This window comes from Prauserella halophila (assembly GCF_024171895.1).
GTDB classification, from domain to species: Bacteria; Actinomycetota; Actinomycetes; order Mycobacteriales; family Pseudonocardiaceae; genus Prauserella; species Prauserella halophila.
On record NZ_JAMTCQ010000009.1, the window covers coordinates 1,019,932 to 1,035,353 of the forward strand.

Annotated in this window: 18 protein-coding genes; 13 read left to right on the forward strand and 5 right to left on the reverse strand. The window is 66.6% G+C overall.

Annotated features, from left to right (window positions below; genetic code table 11):
• The first annotated feature begins 107 nt into the window (after positions 1-107).
• The 9 genes from atpB (at position 108) to LY41_RS10950 (ending at position 7,731) form a co-directional block, all read left to right on the forward strand.
• Positions 108-890, forward strand: coding sequence for a F0F1 ATP synthase subunit A (gene atpB, locus LY41_RS10910; protein ID WP_253863755.1), 783 nt, complete (start codon positions 108-110; stop codon positions 888-890).
• Between the two features lie 126 nt (positions 891-1,016).
• Positions 1,017-1,253 carry an ATP synthase subunit C-like protein gene (locus tag LY41_RS10915; protein ID WP_308216334.1) on the forward strand — a complete coding sequence of 79 codons (237 nt, stop codon included), beginning with the start codon at positions 1,017-1,019 and terminating at the stop codon, positions 1,251-1,253.
• A 48-nt stretch (positions 1,254-1,301) separates the two neighbouring features.
• Positions 1,302-1,841, forward strand: coding sequence for a F0F1 ATP synthase subunit B (locus tag LY41_RS10920; RefSeq protein ID WP_253863756.1), 540 nt, complete (start codon positions 1,302-1,304; stop codon positions 1,839-1,841).
• A gap of 12 nt (positions 1,842-1,853) precedes the next feature.
• Positions 1,854-2,675 (forward strand): F0F1 ATP synthase subunit delta, encoded by an 822-nt coding sequence (locus LY41_RS10925; RefSeq protein WP_253863757.1) that lies wholly within the window; start codon positions 1,854-1,856, stop codon positions 2,673-2,675.
• A gap of 59 nt (positions 2,676-2,734) precedes the next feature.
• A complete protein-coding gene (gene atpA / locus LY41_RS10930) occupies positions 2,735-4,375 on the forward strand; it encodes a F0F1 ATP synthase subunit alpha (RefSeq protein WP_253863758.1) in 1,641 nt (546 codons plus the stop codon).
• Between the two features lie 12 nt (positions 4,376-4,387).
• Entirely contained in the window at positions 4,388-5,338 is a 951-nt protein-coding gene (locus LY41_RS10935) for a F0F1 ATP synthase subunit gamma (RefSeq protein ID WP_253863759.1), read from the forward strand.
• A 3-nt stretch (positions 5,339-5,341) separates the two neighbouring features.
• Entirely contained in the window at positions 5,342-6,766 is a 1,425-nt protein-coding gene (gene atpD, locus LY41_RS10940; RefSeq protein ID WP_253863760.1) for a F0F1 ATP synthase subunit beta, read from the forward strand.
• Between the two features lie 136 nt (positions 6,767-6,902).
• Positions 6,903-7,268: a F0F1 ATP synthase subunit epsilon gene (locus LY41_RS10945; RefSeq protein WP_253863761.1), complete on the forward strand. Its 366-nt coding sequence runs from the start codon at positions 6,903-6,905 to the stop codon at positions 7,266-7,268.
• A 37-nt stretch (positions 7,269-7,305) separates the two neighbouring features.
• Complete coding sequence (locus LY41_RS10950; protein WP_301297005.1) at positions 7,306-7,731, forward strand: DUF2550 domain-containing protein; 426 nt, start codon at positions 7,306-7,308, stop codon at positions 7,729-7,731.
• 105 nt (positions 7,732-7,836) lie between these two features.
• Here the strand turns inward: LY41_RS10950 and LY41_RS10955 are convergent, their stop codons facing one another.
• Entirely contained in the window at positions 7,837-8,409 is a 573-nt protein-coding gene (locus LY41_RS10955; RefSeq protein WP_253863763.1) for a cob(I)yrinic acid a,c-diamide adenosyltransferase, read from the reverse strand.
• Between the two features lie 142 nt (positions 8,410-8,551).
• Here LY41_RS10955 and murA point away from each other — a divergent pair, with 142 nt between their 5' ends.
• The gene (gene murA / locus LY41_RS10960; RefSeq protein ID WP_253863764.1) at positions 8,552-9,829 is read left to right on the forward strand and encodes a UDP-N-acetylglucosamine 1-carboxyvinyltransferase; all 1,278 of its coding nucleotides are present in this window, start codon (positions 8,552-8,554) and stop codon (positions 9,827-9,829) included.
• Positions 9,830-9,884: 55 nt separating this feature from the next.
• On the opposite strand, the gene LY41_RS10965 is transcribed toward murA, so the two are convergent.
• Positions 9,885-10,508 carry a LysE family translocator gene (locus LY41_RS10965; RefSeq protein WP_253863765.1) on the reverse strand — a complete coding sequence of 208 codons (624 nt, stop codon included), beginning with the start codon at positions 10,506-10,508 and terminating at the stop codon, positions 9,885-9,887.
• Between the two features lie 266 nt (positions 10,509-10,774).
• Here LY41_RS10965 and ehuA point away from each other — a divergent pair, with 266 nt between their 5' ends.
• Both ehuA and LY41_RS10975 read left to right on the forward strand, forming a co-directional pair.
• Entirely contained in the window at positions 10,775-11,545 is a 771-nt protein-coding gene (ehuA, locus tag LY41_RS10970) for an ectoine/hydroxyectoine ABC transporter ATP-binding protein EhuA (protein WP_253863766.1), read from the forward strand.
• A gap of 132 nt (positions 11,546-11,677) precedes the next feature.
• Positions 11,678-12,451, forward strand: coding sequence for an enoyl-CoA hydratase-related protein (locus LY41_RS10975; protein WP_253863767.1), 774 nt, complete (start codon positions 11,678-11,680; stop codon positions 12,449-12,451).
• Here LY41_RS10975 and LY41_RS10980 read toward each other — a convergent pair.
• Positions 12,448-12,981 (reverse strand): NUDIX domain-containing protein, encoded by a 534-nt coding sequence (locus LY41_RS10980; protein ID WP_253863768.1) that lies wholly within the window; start codon positions 12,979-12,981, stop codon positions 12,448-12,450. The two genes, LY41_RS10975 and LY41_RS10980, sit on opposite strands and share 4 nt — an antisense overlap.
• 72 nt (positions 12,982-13,053) lie before the next feature.
• Here LY41_RS10980 and ehuB point away from each other — a divergent pair, with 72 nt between their 5' ends.
• On the forward strand, positions 13,054-13,956 hold the full coding sequence (gene ehuB, locus LY41_RS10985; RefSeq protein WP_253863769.1) for an ectoine/hydroxyectoine ABC transporter substrate-binding protein EhuB: 903 nt from the start codon (positions 13,054-13,056) through the stop codon (positions 13,954-13,956).
• A gap of 54 nt (positions 13,957-14,010) precedes the next feature.
• Here ehuB and ehuD read toward each other — a convergent pair whose 3' ends face one another.
• Positions 14,011-14,667, reverse strand: a complete 657-nt coding sequence (ehuD, locus tag LY41_RS10990; protein WP_253863770.1) for an ectoine/hydroxyectoine ABC transporter permease subunit EhuD — start codon at positions 14,665-14,667, stop codon at positions 14,011-14,013.
• On the reverse strand, positions 14,664-15,407 hold the full coding sequence (locus LY41_RS10995; RefSeq protein WP_253864084.1) for an amino acid ABC transporter permease: 744 nt from the start codon (positions 15,405-15,407) through the stop codon (positions 14,664-14,666). Before LY41_RS10995 ends, ehuD begins: the two co-directional genes overlap by 4 nt.
• Positions 15,408-15,422 lie beyond the last annotated feature (15 nt).

Below are 15,422 nucleotides of genomic sequence, written 5' to 3' on the forward strand. Positions count from 1 at the left end.
AGGGATGCCCCGCATAGCACTGGATCTCGATCCGGTACGTTATGCCCAGGTTGCATCGATTCCCCCGGCGGAGTGAACGCCGGCCGGGAGAACCGGAAGGAGCCCAGTTGGGCGCGCTGGTACTAGCCGCGGGTGACGAATTCACGCCGCCGACGGCCGAGGCGTTTAATCTGCCTCCGATTTTCGGCTGGGTCACCAAACCCATACTGCTGATTGTGCTGTCGGTGGTCCTGATCATCGGGTTCTTCCTGCTCTCGAGCAGGAAGCTGAGCGTCGTGCCTGGCAAGGGACAGTTCCTCGTCGAGTCGTTCTACGACTTCGGGCGTAACAACATCGCCCGTGAGCAGATCGGTTCCAGGGACTTCCTGCGCTTTTTGCCTCTGATTCTGGGTCTGTTCAGCTTCGTCCTCGTGAACAACCTGTTCGGGATCATTCCGATCCTGCAGTTCCCGACGATGTCGCACATCGGCTTCCCGCTCGCACTGTCGGTGCTGGTGGTCTACCCCGTGTACCACTACGCGGGCATCCGCCGGCACGGTCTCGGCGGCTACCTGAAGAACCAACTGGTTCCGCCGGGCGCGCCGAAGGCCGTATATCTCCTGCTGACACCGATCGAGTTCTTCACGAAGTTCATCATGAACCCGCTGACGCTCGCGATCCGAGTTTTTGCGGCGATGTTCGCGGGACACCTGCTGATCATGCTGTTCGGCATCTCGGCGGAGTTCTTGCTGCTCCACGGTGACGGCATCACGAAGATCTTCTCCGTCTTCTCGTTCGGCGGAGCGATCGCGATGACGTTCATCGAGGTCCTGATCATGTCGATCCAGGCCTTCATCTTCGCGTTGCTGTCGGCCAACTACATCGGCGCGGCACTGGCCGAAGACCACTAGAACTACCGCACCGACCCTCAGATCCCGGACGGCTCACGCGCGAGCGACGACGTCCGTCCGAACCCACAGACAAGACATCCGTTACCGAACACGGACGAAGTTGGAAAGGGAAAACACGTGAGCTCCATTGTTCTCGCCCAGCAGGCCGCTGAGACCAGCATCAACTCGGGCCTCGCCGTTGTCGGCTACGGCCTCGGTGCCATCGGTGGTGGTATCGGCGTCGGTATGATCTTCTCCTCCGTCATCAGCGGCACCGCCCGCCAGCCGGAGGCCCAGGGCAAGCTGATGAACATCGGCTTCACCACCTTCGCCCTGGTCGAGGTTCTGGCGCTGCTGGGCTTCGTTCTCTTCTTCCTCGCCTGACGTCGGCAACGCCGACGCCGGTAATGACAGGACGAAGTGGAGACGACGATGATTCTGGCGGCTGAAGAGTACAACCCGGTGATGCCGCACGTTGCCGAGATCATCATCGGTCTGATCGCGTTCCTGCTTCTGCTGTGGGTGCTGCGCAAGTTCGTGGTGCCGCGCTTCGAGAAGCTGTACGAGGAGCGGACCGCGAAGATCGAAGGCGGCATCGAGAAGGCGGAGAAGGCTCAGGCCGAGGCCGAGCAGGCGCTGGAGCAGTACAAGGCGCAGCTGGCCGAGGCACGGACCGAGGCCGCCAAGATCCGTGATGACGCACGGCTCGAGGCCGAGACGATCAAGGCGGAACTGCGTGCCGAGGCTGAGCAGGAGGCCGGCCGGATCGTTGCTCAGGGCGAGGCGCAGCTGCAGCAGCAGCGTGCGCAGCTCGTCGCTGAACTGCGTGCCGACCTCGGCCGGAACTCGGTGGCGTTGGCCAGCCGGATCGTCGGTGAGTCGCTGGAGGACGAAGCCCGCAGGCGCGGCACCGTCGACCGGTTCCTCACCGAACTCGACGCCGGTGCCGATGGCGCCGGAGCCAGGAACTAGGAGTAGGCGCACATGACGCTGCATGCTGCGAGCCGGGACGCTCTTGGCTTCGCCGAGACCCGTCTCGACGAGGTGCTCGGCGACGCGGGCACGAACCCGTCCGCCGTCGGGGAAGAGCTGCTCTCCGTGGTGGAACTGCTCACCAAGGAGGTGGGGTTGCGGCGGTCCGTCGGCGACGGCTCGTCCGACCCCGAGGCCCGCAAGCGGCTCGTCAGGTCGTTGCTGCAAGGCAAGGTGTCGGAACCCGCCCTCGGCGTGCTCGACACCGCTGTGGGCAGCCGCTGGTCCAGCCCGCGTGAGCTGCTGGACGGCCTGGAGACCGTCGCCCGCAAGGCGCTGCTGGTCAGCGCCGACAAGGCCGGCAAACTCGCCACGGTAGAGGCGGAGCTGTTCCAGCTCGCCCGTATCGTCGAGAGGGAGCCGGAACTCGAGCGGGTACTGGCCGACCGGGTCCGCCCCGCCTCCGAACGACGGTCGCTGTTGCGCGGCCTGCTCGGCGAGAAGGTCGACGCGGTCACGCTCGTGCTGGCCGAACAGGTCGTGGCACGTCCACGCGGACGTGGCGTGGCGGTCGGTATCGACGCGCTCGTCGAACAAGCCGCGGCGTATCGCTCGAAGTCGGTCGCGTACGTCAAGAGCGCCACCGGGCTGACAGAGGGCCAGCGTGACCAGCTGGCCACACGGCTCGAGCAGATCTACGGGCGCCGACTGGCCCTGCACGTCGAGGTCGATGACAAGGTCGGTGCCGGGCTTGTCATCCGGGTCGGTGACGAGGTCATCGACGGCAGCGTGGCAGGGCGGATCGAGGCGTTGCGCAGGCAGCTCGCGAGCTGACGGCGCGCGCAACACAAACTTTGCACAGTGGCAAGACACGAAGTGAGAGCGGGAACGACATGACGGAGCTGACGATCTCCTCGGATGAGATCCGCAGTGCGATCGAGAACTACGTCTCGAGTTACTCCCCGGAGGTAAGCCGGGAAGAGGTCGGCGTCGTCGTCGACACCGGTGACGGTGTCGCCCACGTCGAGGGCCTGCCGTCGACCATGGCCAACGAGCTGCTGGAGTTCCCCGGCGGCGTGTACGGCGTTGCGCAGAACCTGGAGCCGCGCGAGATCGGTGTCGTGCTCCTCGGTGACTTCGAGAAGATCGAAGAGGGCCAGGAGGTCAAGCGCACCGGGCGGATCCTGTCGGTGCCGGTCGGCGAGAACTTCCTCGGTCGCGTCATCGACCCGCTCGGCGCTCCGATCGACGGCCTCGGTGACATCGAGTCGGACGAACGTCGCGCCCTGGAGCTCCAGGCCGCTTCGGTGGTCGAGCGGCAGCCGGTCGACGAACCGCTGGCCACCGGGATCACCGCCATCGACTCGATGACGCCGATCGGCCGTGGCCAGCGTCAGCTGATCATCGGTGACCGTAAGACCGGTAAGACCGCGGTCTGCATCGACACCATCATCAACCAGAAGGCCAACTGGGAGAGCGGCGACCCGGACAAGCAGGTCCGGTGCATCTACGTCGCCATCGGCCAGAAGGGCTCGACGATCGCCGGGGTGCGCAAGTCCCTCGAGGACGCGGGCGCCCTGGAGTACACGACGATCGTCGCCGCCCCGGCTTCCGACCCGGCCGGCTTCAAGTGGCTGGCGCCGTACTCCGGGTCCGCGCTGGGTCAGCACTGGATGTACCAGGGCAAGCACGTCCTGATCGTCTTCGACGACCTGACCAAGCAGGCGGAGGCCTACCGAGCGATCTCGCTGCTGCTGCGCCGTCCGCCGGGCCGTGAGGCGTTCCCCGGCGACGTCTTCTACTTGCACTCGCGTCTGCTCGAGCGGTGCGCCAAGCTCTCGGACGAGCTGGGCGGCGGTTCGCTGACGGGTCTGCCGATCATCGAGACGAAGGCCAACGACATCTCGGCCTACATCCCGACGAACGTCATCTCGATCACCGACGGGCAGTGCTTCTTCCAGTCGGACAAGTTCAACTCGGGACAGCGCCCCGCCGTCGACACGACGACCTCGGTGTCGCGAGTCGGTGGTGACGCGCAGACCAAGGCCATGAAGAAGGTCGCCGGTACGTTGCGGATCGACCTGTCGCAGTACGAAGAGCTGAAGGCGTTCTCCGCCTTCGCCTCGGACCTCGACGAATCCTCGAAGGCTCAGCTGGACCGTGGTGTCCGCCTGTACGAGCTGCTCAAGCAGTCGCAGTACTCGCCGGTCCCGGTCGAGCAGCAGGTCGTCACGGTGTACCTCGGGACGAACGGGCACTTCGACGACGTGCCGATCGAGGACACCGCGCGGTTCAACACCGAGCTGCTCGAGAACATGCGGCACAAGCACGCGGACGTCCTGACCGAGATCCGCGAGAAGGGGCAGTGGAACGACGAGCTGGCCGAGAAGGTCGCTGCTGCTGCCGCAGAGTTCAAGAAGGGCTTCACCACCTCGGAGGGCAAGCAGCTCAACGAGGCGGAGGCCGACGCGATGGACGCCGAGAAGGTCGGACAGGAATCCGTGAAGGTGAACCGTCCGGCTCCGAAGAAGTAGTGGGCGGTAGCCATGGCACAGCTTCGTGAGCTCCGGTCGAAGATCCGGTCCACCAAGAACATCGGCAAGATCACCAAGGCGATGGAACTCATCGCCACCTCGCGCATCAGCAAGGCGCAGGCGAGGGTCGAGGCCGCACGTCCGTACGCCACGGAGATCACCGAGGTGCTCTCCTCGCTGGCGGGCGCGACGCCGAACCTCGATCACCCGCTGCTGGTCGAACGCGAATCGGTACGGCGGGTCGCCGTGCTCGTTGTGACCAGTGACAAGGGGCTGTGCGGTGGCTACAACGCCAACGTGCTGCGGGCCACCGAGGAATTGCTCTCGCTCCTGCGGTCACAGGGCAAGGATCCGCAGCTCTACGTCATCGGCGGCAAGGGCGTGAACTACTACACGTTCCGCGACCGTGAGCTGGCGAACAGCTGGACCGGGTTCTCCCAGCAGCCGCATTACGAGAACGCGGCCGAGGTGGGCAAGCACCTGGTCGACGCGTTCCTCGCGGGCGGCGACGACGGCGGCGAGCAGTCCGGTCCGGATGGAGTGCTGGGCGTGGACGAGCTCCACATCGTCTACACCGAGTTCCGGTCGATGCTGACGCAGACGCCGGTGGCCAAGCGGATGGCACCGCTGGAGGTCGAGTACTCCGGTGGTGACGACGCAGGCGCCACGGCAAGCGGTGAGGTCGCACCGTCGTACCAGTTCGAGCCGAACGCGGAGACGCTGCTTGCCTCCCTGCTGCCGAAGTACATCAACACGCGGATCTTCGCGGCGTTGTTGGAATCGGCGGCGTCCGAGCTGGCGGCCCAGCGCAACGCGATGAAGGCGGCGTCGGACAACGCGAGTGAGCTGGTGGAGAACTACACCCGGCTGGCCAACCAGGCCCGCCAGGCCCAGATCACCCAGGAGATCAGCGAAATCGTCGGCGGAGTGGATGCGCTCGCCGCAGTAGGAAGTGATGACTGAGCTATGACTAGCACTGAAGCTGCCGTCAAGGGGCGCATCGTCTCGGTGACCGGTCCGGTCGTCGACGTGGAATTCCCACGCGGCCACATCCCCGAGCTCAACAACGCGCTCAAGGTCGACATCGAGTTCGCCGCCCTCAGCAAGACCGTGACCCTGGAGGTCGCGCAGCACCTGGGCGACAACATGGTGCGTGCGATCTCGCTGGCGCCGCAGGACGGCCTCGTCCGTGGCGCACCGGTCACCGACACGGGTGCGGCGATCTCCGTGCCGGTCGGCGACAAGGTCAAGGGCCACGTCTACAACGCGCTGGGCGAGTGCCTCGACGAGCCCGGCTACGGCTCCGACATGGAGCACTGGACCATCCACCGCAACCCGCCTGCGTTCGACCAGCTCGAGGGCCGCACGCAGGTGCTGCAGACCGGTCTGAAGGTCATCGACCTGCTCACCCCGTACGTGCAGGGTGGCAAGATCGGCCTGTTCGGCGGTGCCGGTGTGGGCAAGACGGTGCTGATCAAGGAAATGATCACCCGTATCGCCAAGAACTTCGGTGGTAGCTCGGTGTTCGCCGGTGTCGGTGAGCGCACTCGCGAGGGCACGGACATGTTCCTCGAGCTGAGCGAGGACGGCACCATCGACAACACGGCCCTCGTGTTCGGCCAGATGGACGAGCCGCCGGGTACCCGTATGCGCGTCGCGCTGTCCGCGCTGACGATGGCGGAGTACTTCCGCGACGTCCAAAACCAGGACGTGCTGCTGTTCGTCGACAACATCTTCCGGTTCACGCAGGCGGGCCAGGAGGTCTCGACGCTGCTCGGCCGCATGCCGTCGGCGGTGGGTTACCAGCCGACGCTGGCCGACGAGATGGGTGTGCTGCAGGAGCGGATCACCTCGACCAAGGGCCGTTCGATCACCTCGATGCAGGCGGTCTACGTGCCGGCGGACGACTACACCGACCCGGCTCCGGCGGCCACGTTCGCCCACCTCGACGCCACCACCGAGCTCTCGCGTGGCGTGTTCCAGAAGGGCATCTTCCCTGCGGTCGACCCGCTGGCGTCGACGTCCACGATTCTGGACCCGGCGATCGTCGGTGACGAGCACTACCGGGTGGCTTCCGAGGTCATCCGGATCCTGCAGAAGTACAAGGAGCTGCAGGACATCATCGCGATTCTCGGTATGGACGAGCTGTCCGAAGAGGACAAGCTCACGGTGCAGCGTGCTCGCCGGATCGAGCGTTTCCTCTCGCAGAACATGCTCGTCGCCGAGGTCTTCACGGGTCAGCCCGGTTCGACCGTGCCGGTGACCGAGACCGTCGAGGCGTTCGGCAAGATCGCCGAGGGCGAGTTCGACCACTACCCGGAACAGGCGTTCATGGGCATCGGTGGCCTCGAGGACCTCGAGAAGAAGTACCACGAGCTCACCGGTAAGTGACCGGCTGACGTTCGAGTGACACACGCGGCGCGACGGGGCCGGGCCCTCCCGGTCCCGTCGCTTCCGTACGCACCCCCTGGCAAGGACAGCGTGGCGGTTACACTGGCGCCAGCGCTGATGAAGAAGGAGACCCCACGTGGCTGAGATGTCCGTCGAGCTGGTCGCCGTCGAACGGCGGCTGTGGTCCGGCCAGGCCTCGTTCGTCGTCGCGCAGACCACCGAAGGCGAGATCGGCGTCATGCCGGGCCACGAACCGACGCTCGGTGAACTGGTCGAGGGCGGCGTGGTCAAGGTGACGACGACCGACGGCGACACGATCACGGCCGCAGTACACGGCGGCTTCCTGTCGGTGACGGCGGAGCGGGTCAGCGTGCTCGCCGAGACGGCCGAACTGGACGAGGAGATCGACGTCGAGGCTGCGCGAGCTGCGCTCGCCGATGACGACGAGGTCGAACGCGAGAGAGCGACCGCGAAACTCCGCGCAGCCGGCCAGACGGTCTGACAGGCGAGACCAGCAGAGGCGGGTGGCCGTGAACGCAATGATCGTGGTCTTCGCCCTGCTGCTGGTGCTGTTCGCCGTCGTCCTCTGGTACGGGCTGCGGTGGGTCGCGATGCGCCGCCGCGGTGGCGTGAGCGTTGCGCTGCGCTGGGATCCGGACCGCGAGCGCTCCGGCTGGCACCTGGGTATCGCGCGGTATCACGGCGAACACTTCCTGTGGTATCGCGTGTGGAGCCTGCGCAGCGGCCCGGACCGGGTGCTGGGCCGCGAAGGGCTGGAGATCGCGGACCGGCGCGAACCCATCGGCACCGAGTCCTATGCTGTCCCGTCGGGTTCGAGCGTGCTGCGTTGTCAGCCCGCCCGCGGCGAACCCATCGAGATGGCCATGGGGCCCGATGCGCTCACCGGATTCCTGTCGTGGCTCGAGTCGGCACCGCCGGGAAGGCGCATCCGCCGAGCCTCGTGACCCGCGTGTTCTGCATTCGTGGCGTGACCGAATCACACGCCGTCCCCGTGACGATACTGAAGCCCCTGCCGCCGGCAGGGGCTTCAGCGTGTACAGAGGTCGTGCTCAGCGGCCGCCGCCGGGCTGCCACAGCACATCGCCGTCCGGGTTGGCCAGGCGGGCGAGGATGAACAGCAGGTCCGACAGGCGGTTCAGGTACTTGACCGCGAGGGTGTTGGTGCGGTCCGGATCCGCTTCGGCGAGCTCCCACGCCGACCGCTCCGCGCGCCGGGCGACGGTGCGTGCCTGGTGCAGCAGCGCTGCGCCCGAGGTGCCGCCGGGCAGGATGAACGACGTCAGCTTGCCGAGCCGTTCGTTGAACTCGTCGCACCAGCCTTCCAGTCGCTCGAGGTACGGCTCGGTGACGCGCAACGGCGGGTACTCGGGGTCGGCCGCGATGGGGGAGCACAGGTCCGCGCCGACGTCGAACAGGTCGTTCTGCACCCCGCGGAGCACGTCGGCGAGCTCGTCGGACAGGTCGCCGAGGGCGATCGCGACGCCGATGACGGAGTTCGCCTCGTCGACGTCGGCGTAGGCGCCGAGCCGGGGGTCGGTCTTGGCGACCCGGGAACCGTCGCCGAGAGCGGTGGTGCCGGTGTCGCCGACCTTGGTGTACACACGGTTGATCCGGACAGACATGTGACGAGGCTACGTCAGGTGCCGGCGAATGGGTCATCGCAGGAACGAGATCGTTCGTTTCAACCGTGGCCGGATTGTGACCACCCTTGCTGTAAGCATGCCCCTGCGCAGAGTGCGCGGATCCGGCGGGCAAGATGTGCGCATGAGCGAGCACTTCGACGTACACGGCGGAGCGCGCCTGACCGGCGAGGTCGAGGTCGTCGGAGCCAAGAACAGTGTGCTGAAGCTGATGGCGGCGGCGCTGCTCGCCGAGGGCACGACCACGATCACGAACTGCCCGCGGATCCTCGACGTCCCCCTGATGGCCGATGTGCTGCGCAGCGTCGGCTGCGACGTCGAGATCGACGACGACGTGGTGCGCATCACCACTCCCGCCGAGCTGTCGCACGAGGCCTCGTCGAGCGCGATGAGCAAGCTGCGCGCGTCGGTCTGTGTGCTGGGCCCGCTGGTCGGCAAGCTGAAGAAGGCCGTCGTGGCGCTGCCGGGCGGGGACGCGATCGGGTCGCGGCCGCTGGACATGCATCAGAACGGCCTCCGCAAGCTCGGTGCGACGAGCTCGATCGAGCACGGCTGTGTGGTCGCCGAGGCGGACGGCCTGCACGGCGCGCAGATCTGGCTGGATTTTCCGAGTGTCGGCGCCACCGAGAACATCCTCATGGCGGCGGCTCTCGCCGACGGAACGACCGTGATCGACAACGCCGCGCGGGAGCCGGAGATCGCCGACATCGCGGCGATGCTGGGCGAGATGGGCGCGAAGATCGAGGGTGCGGGCACGTCGACGTTGACCGTCGAGGGCGTTGCCGAGCTCAAGCCGACCGAACACCGCGTGATCGGTGACCGCATCGTCGGCGCGACCTGGGCGTTCGCGGCTGCCATGACCCGTGGCGACGTGACCGTCACCGGGGTCGACCCGCATCATCTCGAACTGGTTCTGGAGAAGCTGCGCCTGGCTGGCGCCGAGGTGACGACCTACGACGGCAAGGGCTTCCGGGTCCGTCAGCCCGAGCGGCCGGAGTCGGTCGACTTCGTGACGCTGCCGTACCCCGGATTCGCGACCGATCTGCAGCCGTTCGCGGTCGCACTGTCGTCGGTGTCCGAAGGCACCTCGATGATCACGGAGAACGTCTACGAGGCGCGGTTCCGGTTCATCGAGGAGATGGTGCGCCTCGGTGCGGACGCGCGAACGGACGGGCACCACGCCGTCGTCCGCGGTGTGGAGCAACTCTCGAGCGCACCGGTGTGGGCGTCCGACATCCGTGCGGGCGCGGGCCTGGTGCTGGCGGGTCTGTGTGCCGACGGCATCACCGAGGTGTGGGACGTCTTCCACATCGACCGGGGATACCCGAACTTCGTGGAGAACCTCAACCGCCTCGGCGCGCGGATCGATCGCGTGGGCACCCCGGGGCCGGAAGCCGACTGACGATCGGCCGTCGCCCTGCCGCCGCACGGTCGGTCGCAGCTGCGCCGTGGCCGGGTCAGCCGCCCGCCGCGAGGGATACGCCGAAGCCGATGAGCGTGCCGCCGGTCGCGATGTCGAGTCCGCGGCGCACCCTCCGCCGCTGCAGCCAGGCACGGACTCGGTGCACGAACATCAGCAGCAGGACCAGCCACAGCGCGCCCAGCACGGCCACCGTGTAGGCGAGCAGGAGCGCGTGCAGCGGCGTGCTCGTGACCGGATCGAGGAACTGCGGCAGCACCGACAGATACAGCGCCAGCACCTTGGGGTTGGTGACGTTGGAGAAGAAGCCTTCGCGCCAGCGGCGGAACGTGCTGACGTCGGCTCCTTGGGCGTCCATCGCGGCGTAGTCGCCGCGCCAGGCCGACCGCAGGGCCTGGATGCCCAGATAGGCGAGGTAGGCGACGCCGGCCCAGCGCAGCGCCGTGAACAGCGGTTGCGACTGGACGATCAGTGTGCCGAGTCCGAATGCGACGAGCGTGCCCTGCACGAGGTTGCCGACCGCGATGCCGAAGGTGGCCGTCAAGCCGCCCCGGAGCCCGCCCGCGAACGCGTTCTTGAGCGTCACGACGGTGTCCGGGCCGGGTGCGATGACGACCAGGATGGTCAGTACCAGATAGCTGCTGTAAGCACTCCACGTCACGACGTTCCACGGTAGGCGATCGTCGGCGGACCGTGCCGAGGACAGGGCGCCACGGCGCGGACAGGGCGCGGGGCGGGGCAGCGAGGAACCCGCCACGATGCGTGGGCAACCGCACAAGAATGTCGAGCCGATCACCGTTGTGGCCGTGCGGGGTCCTGCTTGTGAGTTACCCTACGGCTTGCTCGTCATGCCTCTGCTCGTTCGATTTTTGGAGCGTCGTTTTGTGCCCTCAGCGTGAGACATCGACCGGTCTTGGCACGGATGTGATGATCAGGTTCGACGATGTCGTCAAGAAGTTCGACGACAACATCGTGCTGCGCGATCTGAGCTTCTCCGTGAGTCCCGGCGAGTTCGTCTCGCTGATCGGGCCGAGCGGATCCGGAAAGACGACGATCCTGCGCCTGCTGATGACGCTGGAGCGCATCAACGGCGGCACGATCCAGGTCGGCGACGAGTACCTCAGCCACATGGATCGCGGCGGCAAGCTCGTCCCCGCGGACGAGCGGCACCTGCGCCAGGTCCGCAAGCGCATCGGCATGGTGTTCCAGCAGTTCAACCTGTTCCCGAACATGAAGGTGCTGCAGAACATCACCGAGGCCCCGATCAGGGTGCTCGGCAAGTCGCGCGACGAGGCCGAGCGGCGCGGCAAGGAGCTGCTGGACATGGTGGGCCTTTCCGACAAGGTCGACGAGCATCCCTCGCGGCTCTCGGGTGGGCAGCAGCAGCGGGTCGCGATCGCGCGGGCACTGGCGATGGAGCCCGAGATCCTGCTGCTCGACGAGGTCACCTCGGCGCTGGATCCCGAGCTGGTCGCGGGTGTGCTGGCCGTGCTGCGCGAGATCGCCAGCACCACCGACATCACGTTCCTGTGCGTCACGCACGAGATGCAGTTCGCGCGCGACGTCTCCGACCGCGTGATGATGTTCGACGCCGGGCAGATCGTCGAGGACGCGGCGCCGGACAAGCTGTTCACCGACCCCGATGAGGAACGCACGAAGGCGTTCCTGCACGCCGTCATCGACCGGGCGGCCTCGTAACCGCGCACGGTTGTAACCACGCACGGTGTCGCGCCAGGCGTAACGGGCTCGGCGCTCGAACCGCTCGCCGTGTCTCGTTCCCTCGTGACGTGGCGCCTTCCGCGAGCCCGTGAGGCGGGATACGGTCGGTTCATGGGTGAGTACGAGCACATCCTCGTCAAGCGCGACGGTGCGACCGCCACGATCACGATGAACCGCGCGAGCAGGCGAAACTCGCTGACCGAGGAGCACCTTCGGGAGCTGCTCGCCGCGTTCACCGAGGTCGGGGAGTCGGACGCGACCGGGATCGTGCTCGCGGGGGCGGGTCCCGTGTTCTCGGCCGGGCACGACTTCGGCGACGTCGCGGAACGCGACCTCGTCGGTGTGCGCGAACTGCTGCAGGTGTGCACCCAGCTGATGCGCACGATGGAGTCGGTGCCGCAGGTCGTCGTCGCGCGGGTGCACGGGCTCGCGACGGCCGCGGGGTGTCAGCTCGTCGCGTCGTGCGACCTCGCCGTGGCCGCCGAATCGGCAGGCTTCGCGCTGCCGGGTGGTAAGGGCGGTTGGTTCTGCCACACGCCTGCCGTGCCCGTCGCGAGGACGGTCGGCCGCAAACGCCTCATGGAGATGGCGCTGACCGGCGACGTCGTGGACGCTGCGACCGCGCTGGACTGGGGCCTGGTCAACCGCGTCGTGCCGGACACGGAGCTTGACGAGGCCGTCACCGAGCTGCTCGGCAGGGCGACTCGGGGGAGCCGGGCGGCCAAGGCGCTGGGCAAGCAGACGCTGTACTCGCAGCTCGACCGGCCCGAGGACGACGCGTACGGCATCGCCGTCGAGGTCATGGCGGCGGCGTCCCAGCTACCGGGCGCCCGTGAGGGGATGGCCGCGTTCCTGGAGAAGCGCAAACCCGACTGGCCGGACTAGGAGCGCCGCTCCCGCAGTTGGAGTATCGCGTACGCCGCGACGGACTGTGCGTCGGTGATCTCGCCCGTTGCGATCATCGCCTCGAACTGTGCCCGTTCGAACCACGCCGCGCGCATGTCCTGCTCCTCGTGCTCCCGTTGCGGCTCGCCGTGGGTGAGGTCGGTGGCGAGGAAGATCCTGCCGCGCTGGCTGGCCATGCCGGGCGCGACGTCGAGCCGCCCGATCTCGGTCCAGGCGCCCGCCGTAAGCCCGGTCTCCTCGCGCAGCTCGCGCGCGGCCAGCTCGGCCGGTTCGACGTCGGCGCGATCGGGCGCCGTGCCCTGCGGGAATTCCCAGCGCCGGATACCGAGCGGGTAACGAAATTGTTCGACGAGGTGGAACCTGCCGTCCTCGTAGGGAATGACGAGCGCGTAGTCGGGTTTGTCCACGACTCCGTATACGCCGGGGGATCCGTCGCCGCGCCGGATCGCATCCTCGCGCACCGTCATCCAGTTGTTCTCGTAGACCTGCCGCGAGCTGACCTGTTCCATGGCAAAGATTCTGCCTGATCCACTCGTTTGGGTTAGGGTCTCGTGAACCGTTGTCTTTCGAACGGAGAGATTGTGTCGGAACCGAAGCTGAACCGCTTTTCCCGCCGGACCATGTTGCGGCACTCCGCGACCGGTCTCGCAGCCGTCGGGGGCGGCTTGCTCCTCGGTGCGTGCGAGACGACCAACCCCGATACCGGTCAGTCCGAAGACGGCCAGAGCCTGCAGCAGCGGGTGGATGCGGGCCAGGCGCTGCGCCTCGCGGTCGCGAACGAGGCGCCGTACACCGTGCTCAAGGCGAACGGTGACCTCACCGGCGCCGAGCCCGATGTGGCGAAGGCCGTGCTCGAACGCATGGGCATCGACAACATCAAGGGTGTACAGGCCGATTACAAGTCGATGATCCTCGGCCTCAACGCCCGGCGCTGGGACATGGTCACCGCCGGGCTGTTCATGAACAAGAGCAGGTGTGCCAAGGTCCAGTACACGTCGCCGGTACTCGTGTCGACGGAGTCGTTCGCCGTGCCGACGGGTAATCCCAAGGGCTTGACCACGGTCGACGACCTCAAGAACAAGGACGTCAAGGTGGCTGTCCTGGAGAGCAGCTTCGAGCTCAAGACCGCGAAGTCGTTGGGCGTCGAGGAAGCCAAGCTGTCGACGTATCCGCTGGGGCCCGACGCGTTGCAGGGCATGAAGGATGGCCGGGTGGACGCGATCCTGCTGCCGACGCTGTCCCTCGAGAAGTTGAAGGAGCAGAAGGGTGGCTTCGAGATCACGGAGCCGCTCGAGTCGTTCCCGACGACGGGTTCCGGCGCTGCGTTCCGGCCCGGGGACGAGGAGTTCTTCAACAAGTACAACGACGAGCTGAAGAAGTTCAAGGAGACCGACGAGTTCGACAAGCTGATGGACAAGTGGGGCTTCTCGGCTGACGCGACTCGGAAAGCTACGACGGAGGAACTCTGCACCAACGAGGGCTGACGCCGTCGACGGGGGTCGTGAAATGCTCCGGAAGCATTTCACGACCCCCGTGTGTCAGCGTGTCTCCAGCCTGGTCTCCAGTCGGCGCAACAACAGTGCCGTCGGGTAACTGGCGGCCAGGAAGATCAATGCCGCCAGGGCGAGTGGCTCGACATATTCGTAGGCGTCGCCGCCGACTCGCTGAGCCTCGTTGAGCAGCTCGGGGACGGTGATGAACGCCAGGAACGGCGTCTCCTTGAACATGGCGATCGCGTAGTTGCCCAGTGACGGCAGCACGTTGCGGACCGCCTGGGGCAATACGACACGCTGCCACGTCACGCGGGGAGACAGTTGCAGCGCGACACTGGCCTCCCACTGTCCACTCGGGACTGCGTCGATGCCCGAGCGGTAGACATCGGCCATGTAGCAGGCGTAGTGCACGCCGAGTCCGATGACGCCTGCCGTCATCGGTTGCAGGGTGATGCCCATGCCCGGCAGCGCGTAGAACAGGAAGAACAACTGGATCAGCAGCGGGGTGCTGCGGACGAACTCGATGAACGCGGTCAGCAGCTGCGTGAGCACCGGGATCCGTAGCCTGCGAATGACGGCGAACAGCATCCCCAGGAGGGCTGCCAGCGCGATGCCGAGCACCGTGGCGACCAGCGTGTACTGGACGAAGTGCTCCAGCAGCCCGGGCAGAATCTCGGCGACGTAGTTCCAGTCCCAGGTCATCGTGACGACACCTCCACGTGATCGACCGCAGCGTCAGCGGGTTCCGCCTTCGTCGTACGGAAGACGCTTCGCAAGCCTGCATGCTGCCCGAGGCGCGCCTTCGCGATCACTTCGGCCATATTGGACAGCAGCGTCACCGCATAGGCCATGACGAAGTAGATCACCATCAGGGTCAGGTACATGGCGGTCGCGTTGCCTCCGGCGAGGCGGAACGCCTCGCCCTTGTTCATCAGGTCCACGAGCGAGATCGCGTAAAGTAGCGGAGTGCTCTTGAGCAGCTGGATGAACAGGTTGTTCATCGACGGGATCATCAGCGGGATGGCTTGTGGCCAGATCACGCGGGTCATCCGCTGCCATGCGGACAGGTTCAACGCGGTCGCTGCTTCCCACTGTGGTTTGGGCACGGCGTTGATGGACCCGCGCACCACCTCGGCGCCGTAGGCGCCGTAGTTCAGTCCGAACGCGAGCACGCCGCAGAACAGTGCCTCGAAGCGGATCCCCATGAGCGGCAGGGCGAAGAACAGGAAGAGGAGCTGAATCGGCAACGAGGTGCCGCGGAACAGCTCGATCACGACGCGGGCCACACCCCGAACCAGTAATCGCCGCGACCGTGCCATGAGTCCGAGTGCGACGGCTATGGCGAGCATCATGAGCGTGCCGAGTACTGTCACCTGGAGGGTGACACGTAAACCGTCGAGCAGGTTCCCCGTCCAGTCCCACACAGTCGGTATGTCGTTCATCAGCACCTCTCGTCG

What these genes read in the sequence shown, in the direction of transcription:
- LY41_RS10920 (WP_253863756.1), top strand. Translation starts at nt 1,302, where the DNA reads ATGATTCTGGCGGCTGAAGAGTACAACCCGGTGATGCCGCACGTTGCC.
- LY41_RS10950 (WP_301297005.1), top strand. Translation starts at nt 7,306, where the DNA reads ATGATCGTGGTCTTCGCCCTGCTGCTGGTGCTGTTCGCCGTCGTCCTC.
- murA (WP_253863764.1), top strand. Translation starts at nt 8,552, where the DNA reads ATGAGCGAGCACTTCGACGTACACGGCGGAGCGCGCCTGACCGGCGAG.
- LY41_RS10935 (WP_253863759.1), top strand. Translation starts at nt 4,388, where the DNA reads ATGGCACAGCTTCGTGAGCTCCGGTCGAAGATCCGGTCCACCAAGAAC.
- LY41_RS10955 (WP_253863763.1), bottom strand. Translation starts at nt 8,409, where the DNA reads ATGTCTGTCCGGATCAACCGTGTGTACACCAAGGTCGGCGACACCGGC.
- ehuD (WP_253863770.1), bottom strand. Translation starts at nt 14,667, where the DNA reads ATGACCTGGGACTGGAACTACGTCGCCGAGATTCTGCCCGGGCTGCTG.
- LY41_RS10975 (WP_253863767.1), top strand. Translation starts at nt 11,678, where the DNA reads ATGGGTGAGTACGAGCACATCCTCGTCAAGCGCGACGGTGCGACCGCC.
- atpA (WP_253863758.1), top strand. Translation starts at nt 2,735, where the DNA reads ATGACGGAGCTGACGATCTCCTCGGATGAGATCCGCAGTGCGATCGAG.
- ehuA (WP_253863766.1), top strand. Translation starts at nt 10,775, where the DNA reads ATGATCAGGTTCGACGATGTCGTCAAGAAGTTCGACGACAACATCGTG.
- atpD (WP_253863760.1), top strand. Translation starts at nt 5,342, where the DNA reads ATGACTAGCACTGAAGCTGCCGTCAAGGGGCGCATCGTCTCGGTGACC.
- LY41_RS10980 (WP_253863768.1), bottom strand. Translation starts at nt 12,981, where the DNA reads ATGGAACAGGTCAGCTCGCGGCAGGTCTACGAGAACAACTGGATGACG.
- LY41_RS10995 (WP_253864084.1), bottom strand. Translation starts at nt 15,407, where the DNA reads ATGAACGACATACCGACTGTGTGGGACTGGACGGGGAACCTGCTCGAC.
- LY41_RS10925 (WP_253863757.1), top strand. Translation starts at nt 1,854, where the DNA reads ATGACGCTGCATGCTGCGAGCCGGGACGCTCTTGGCTTCGCCGAGACC.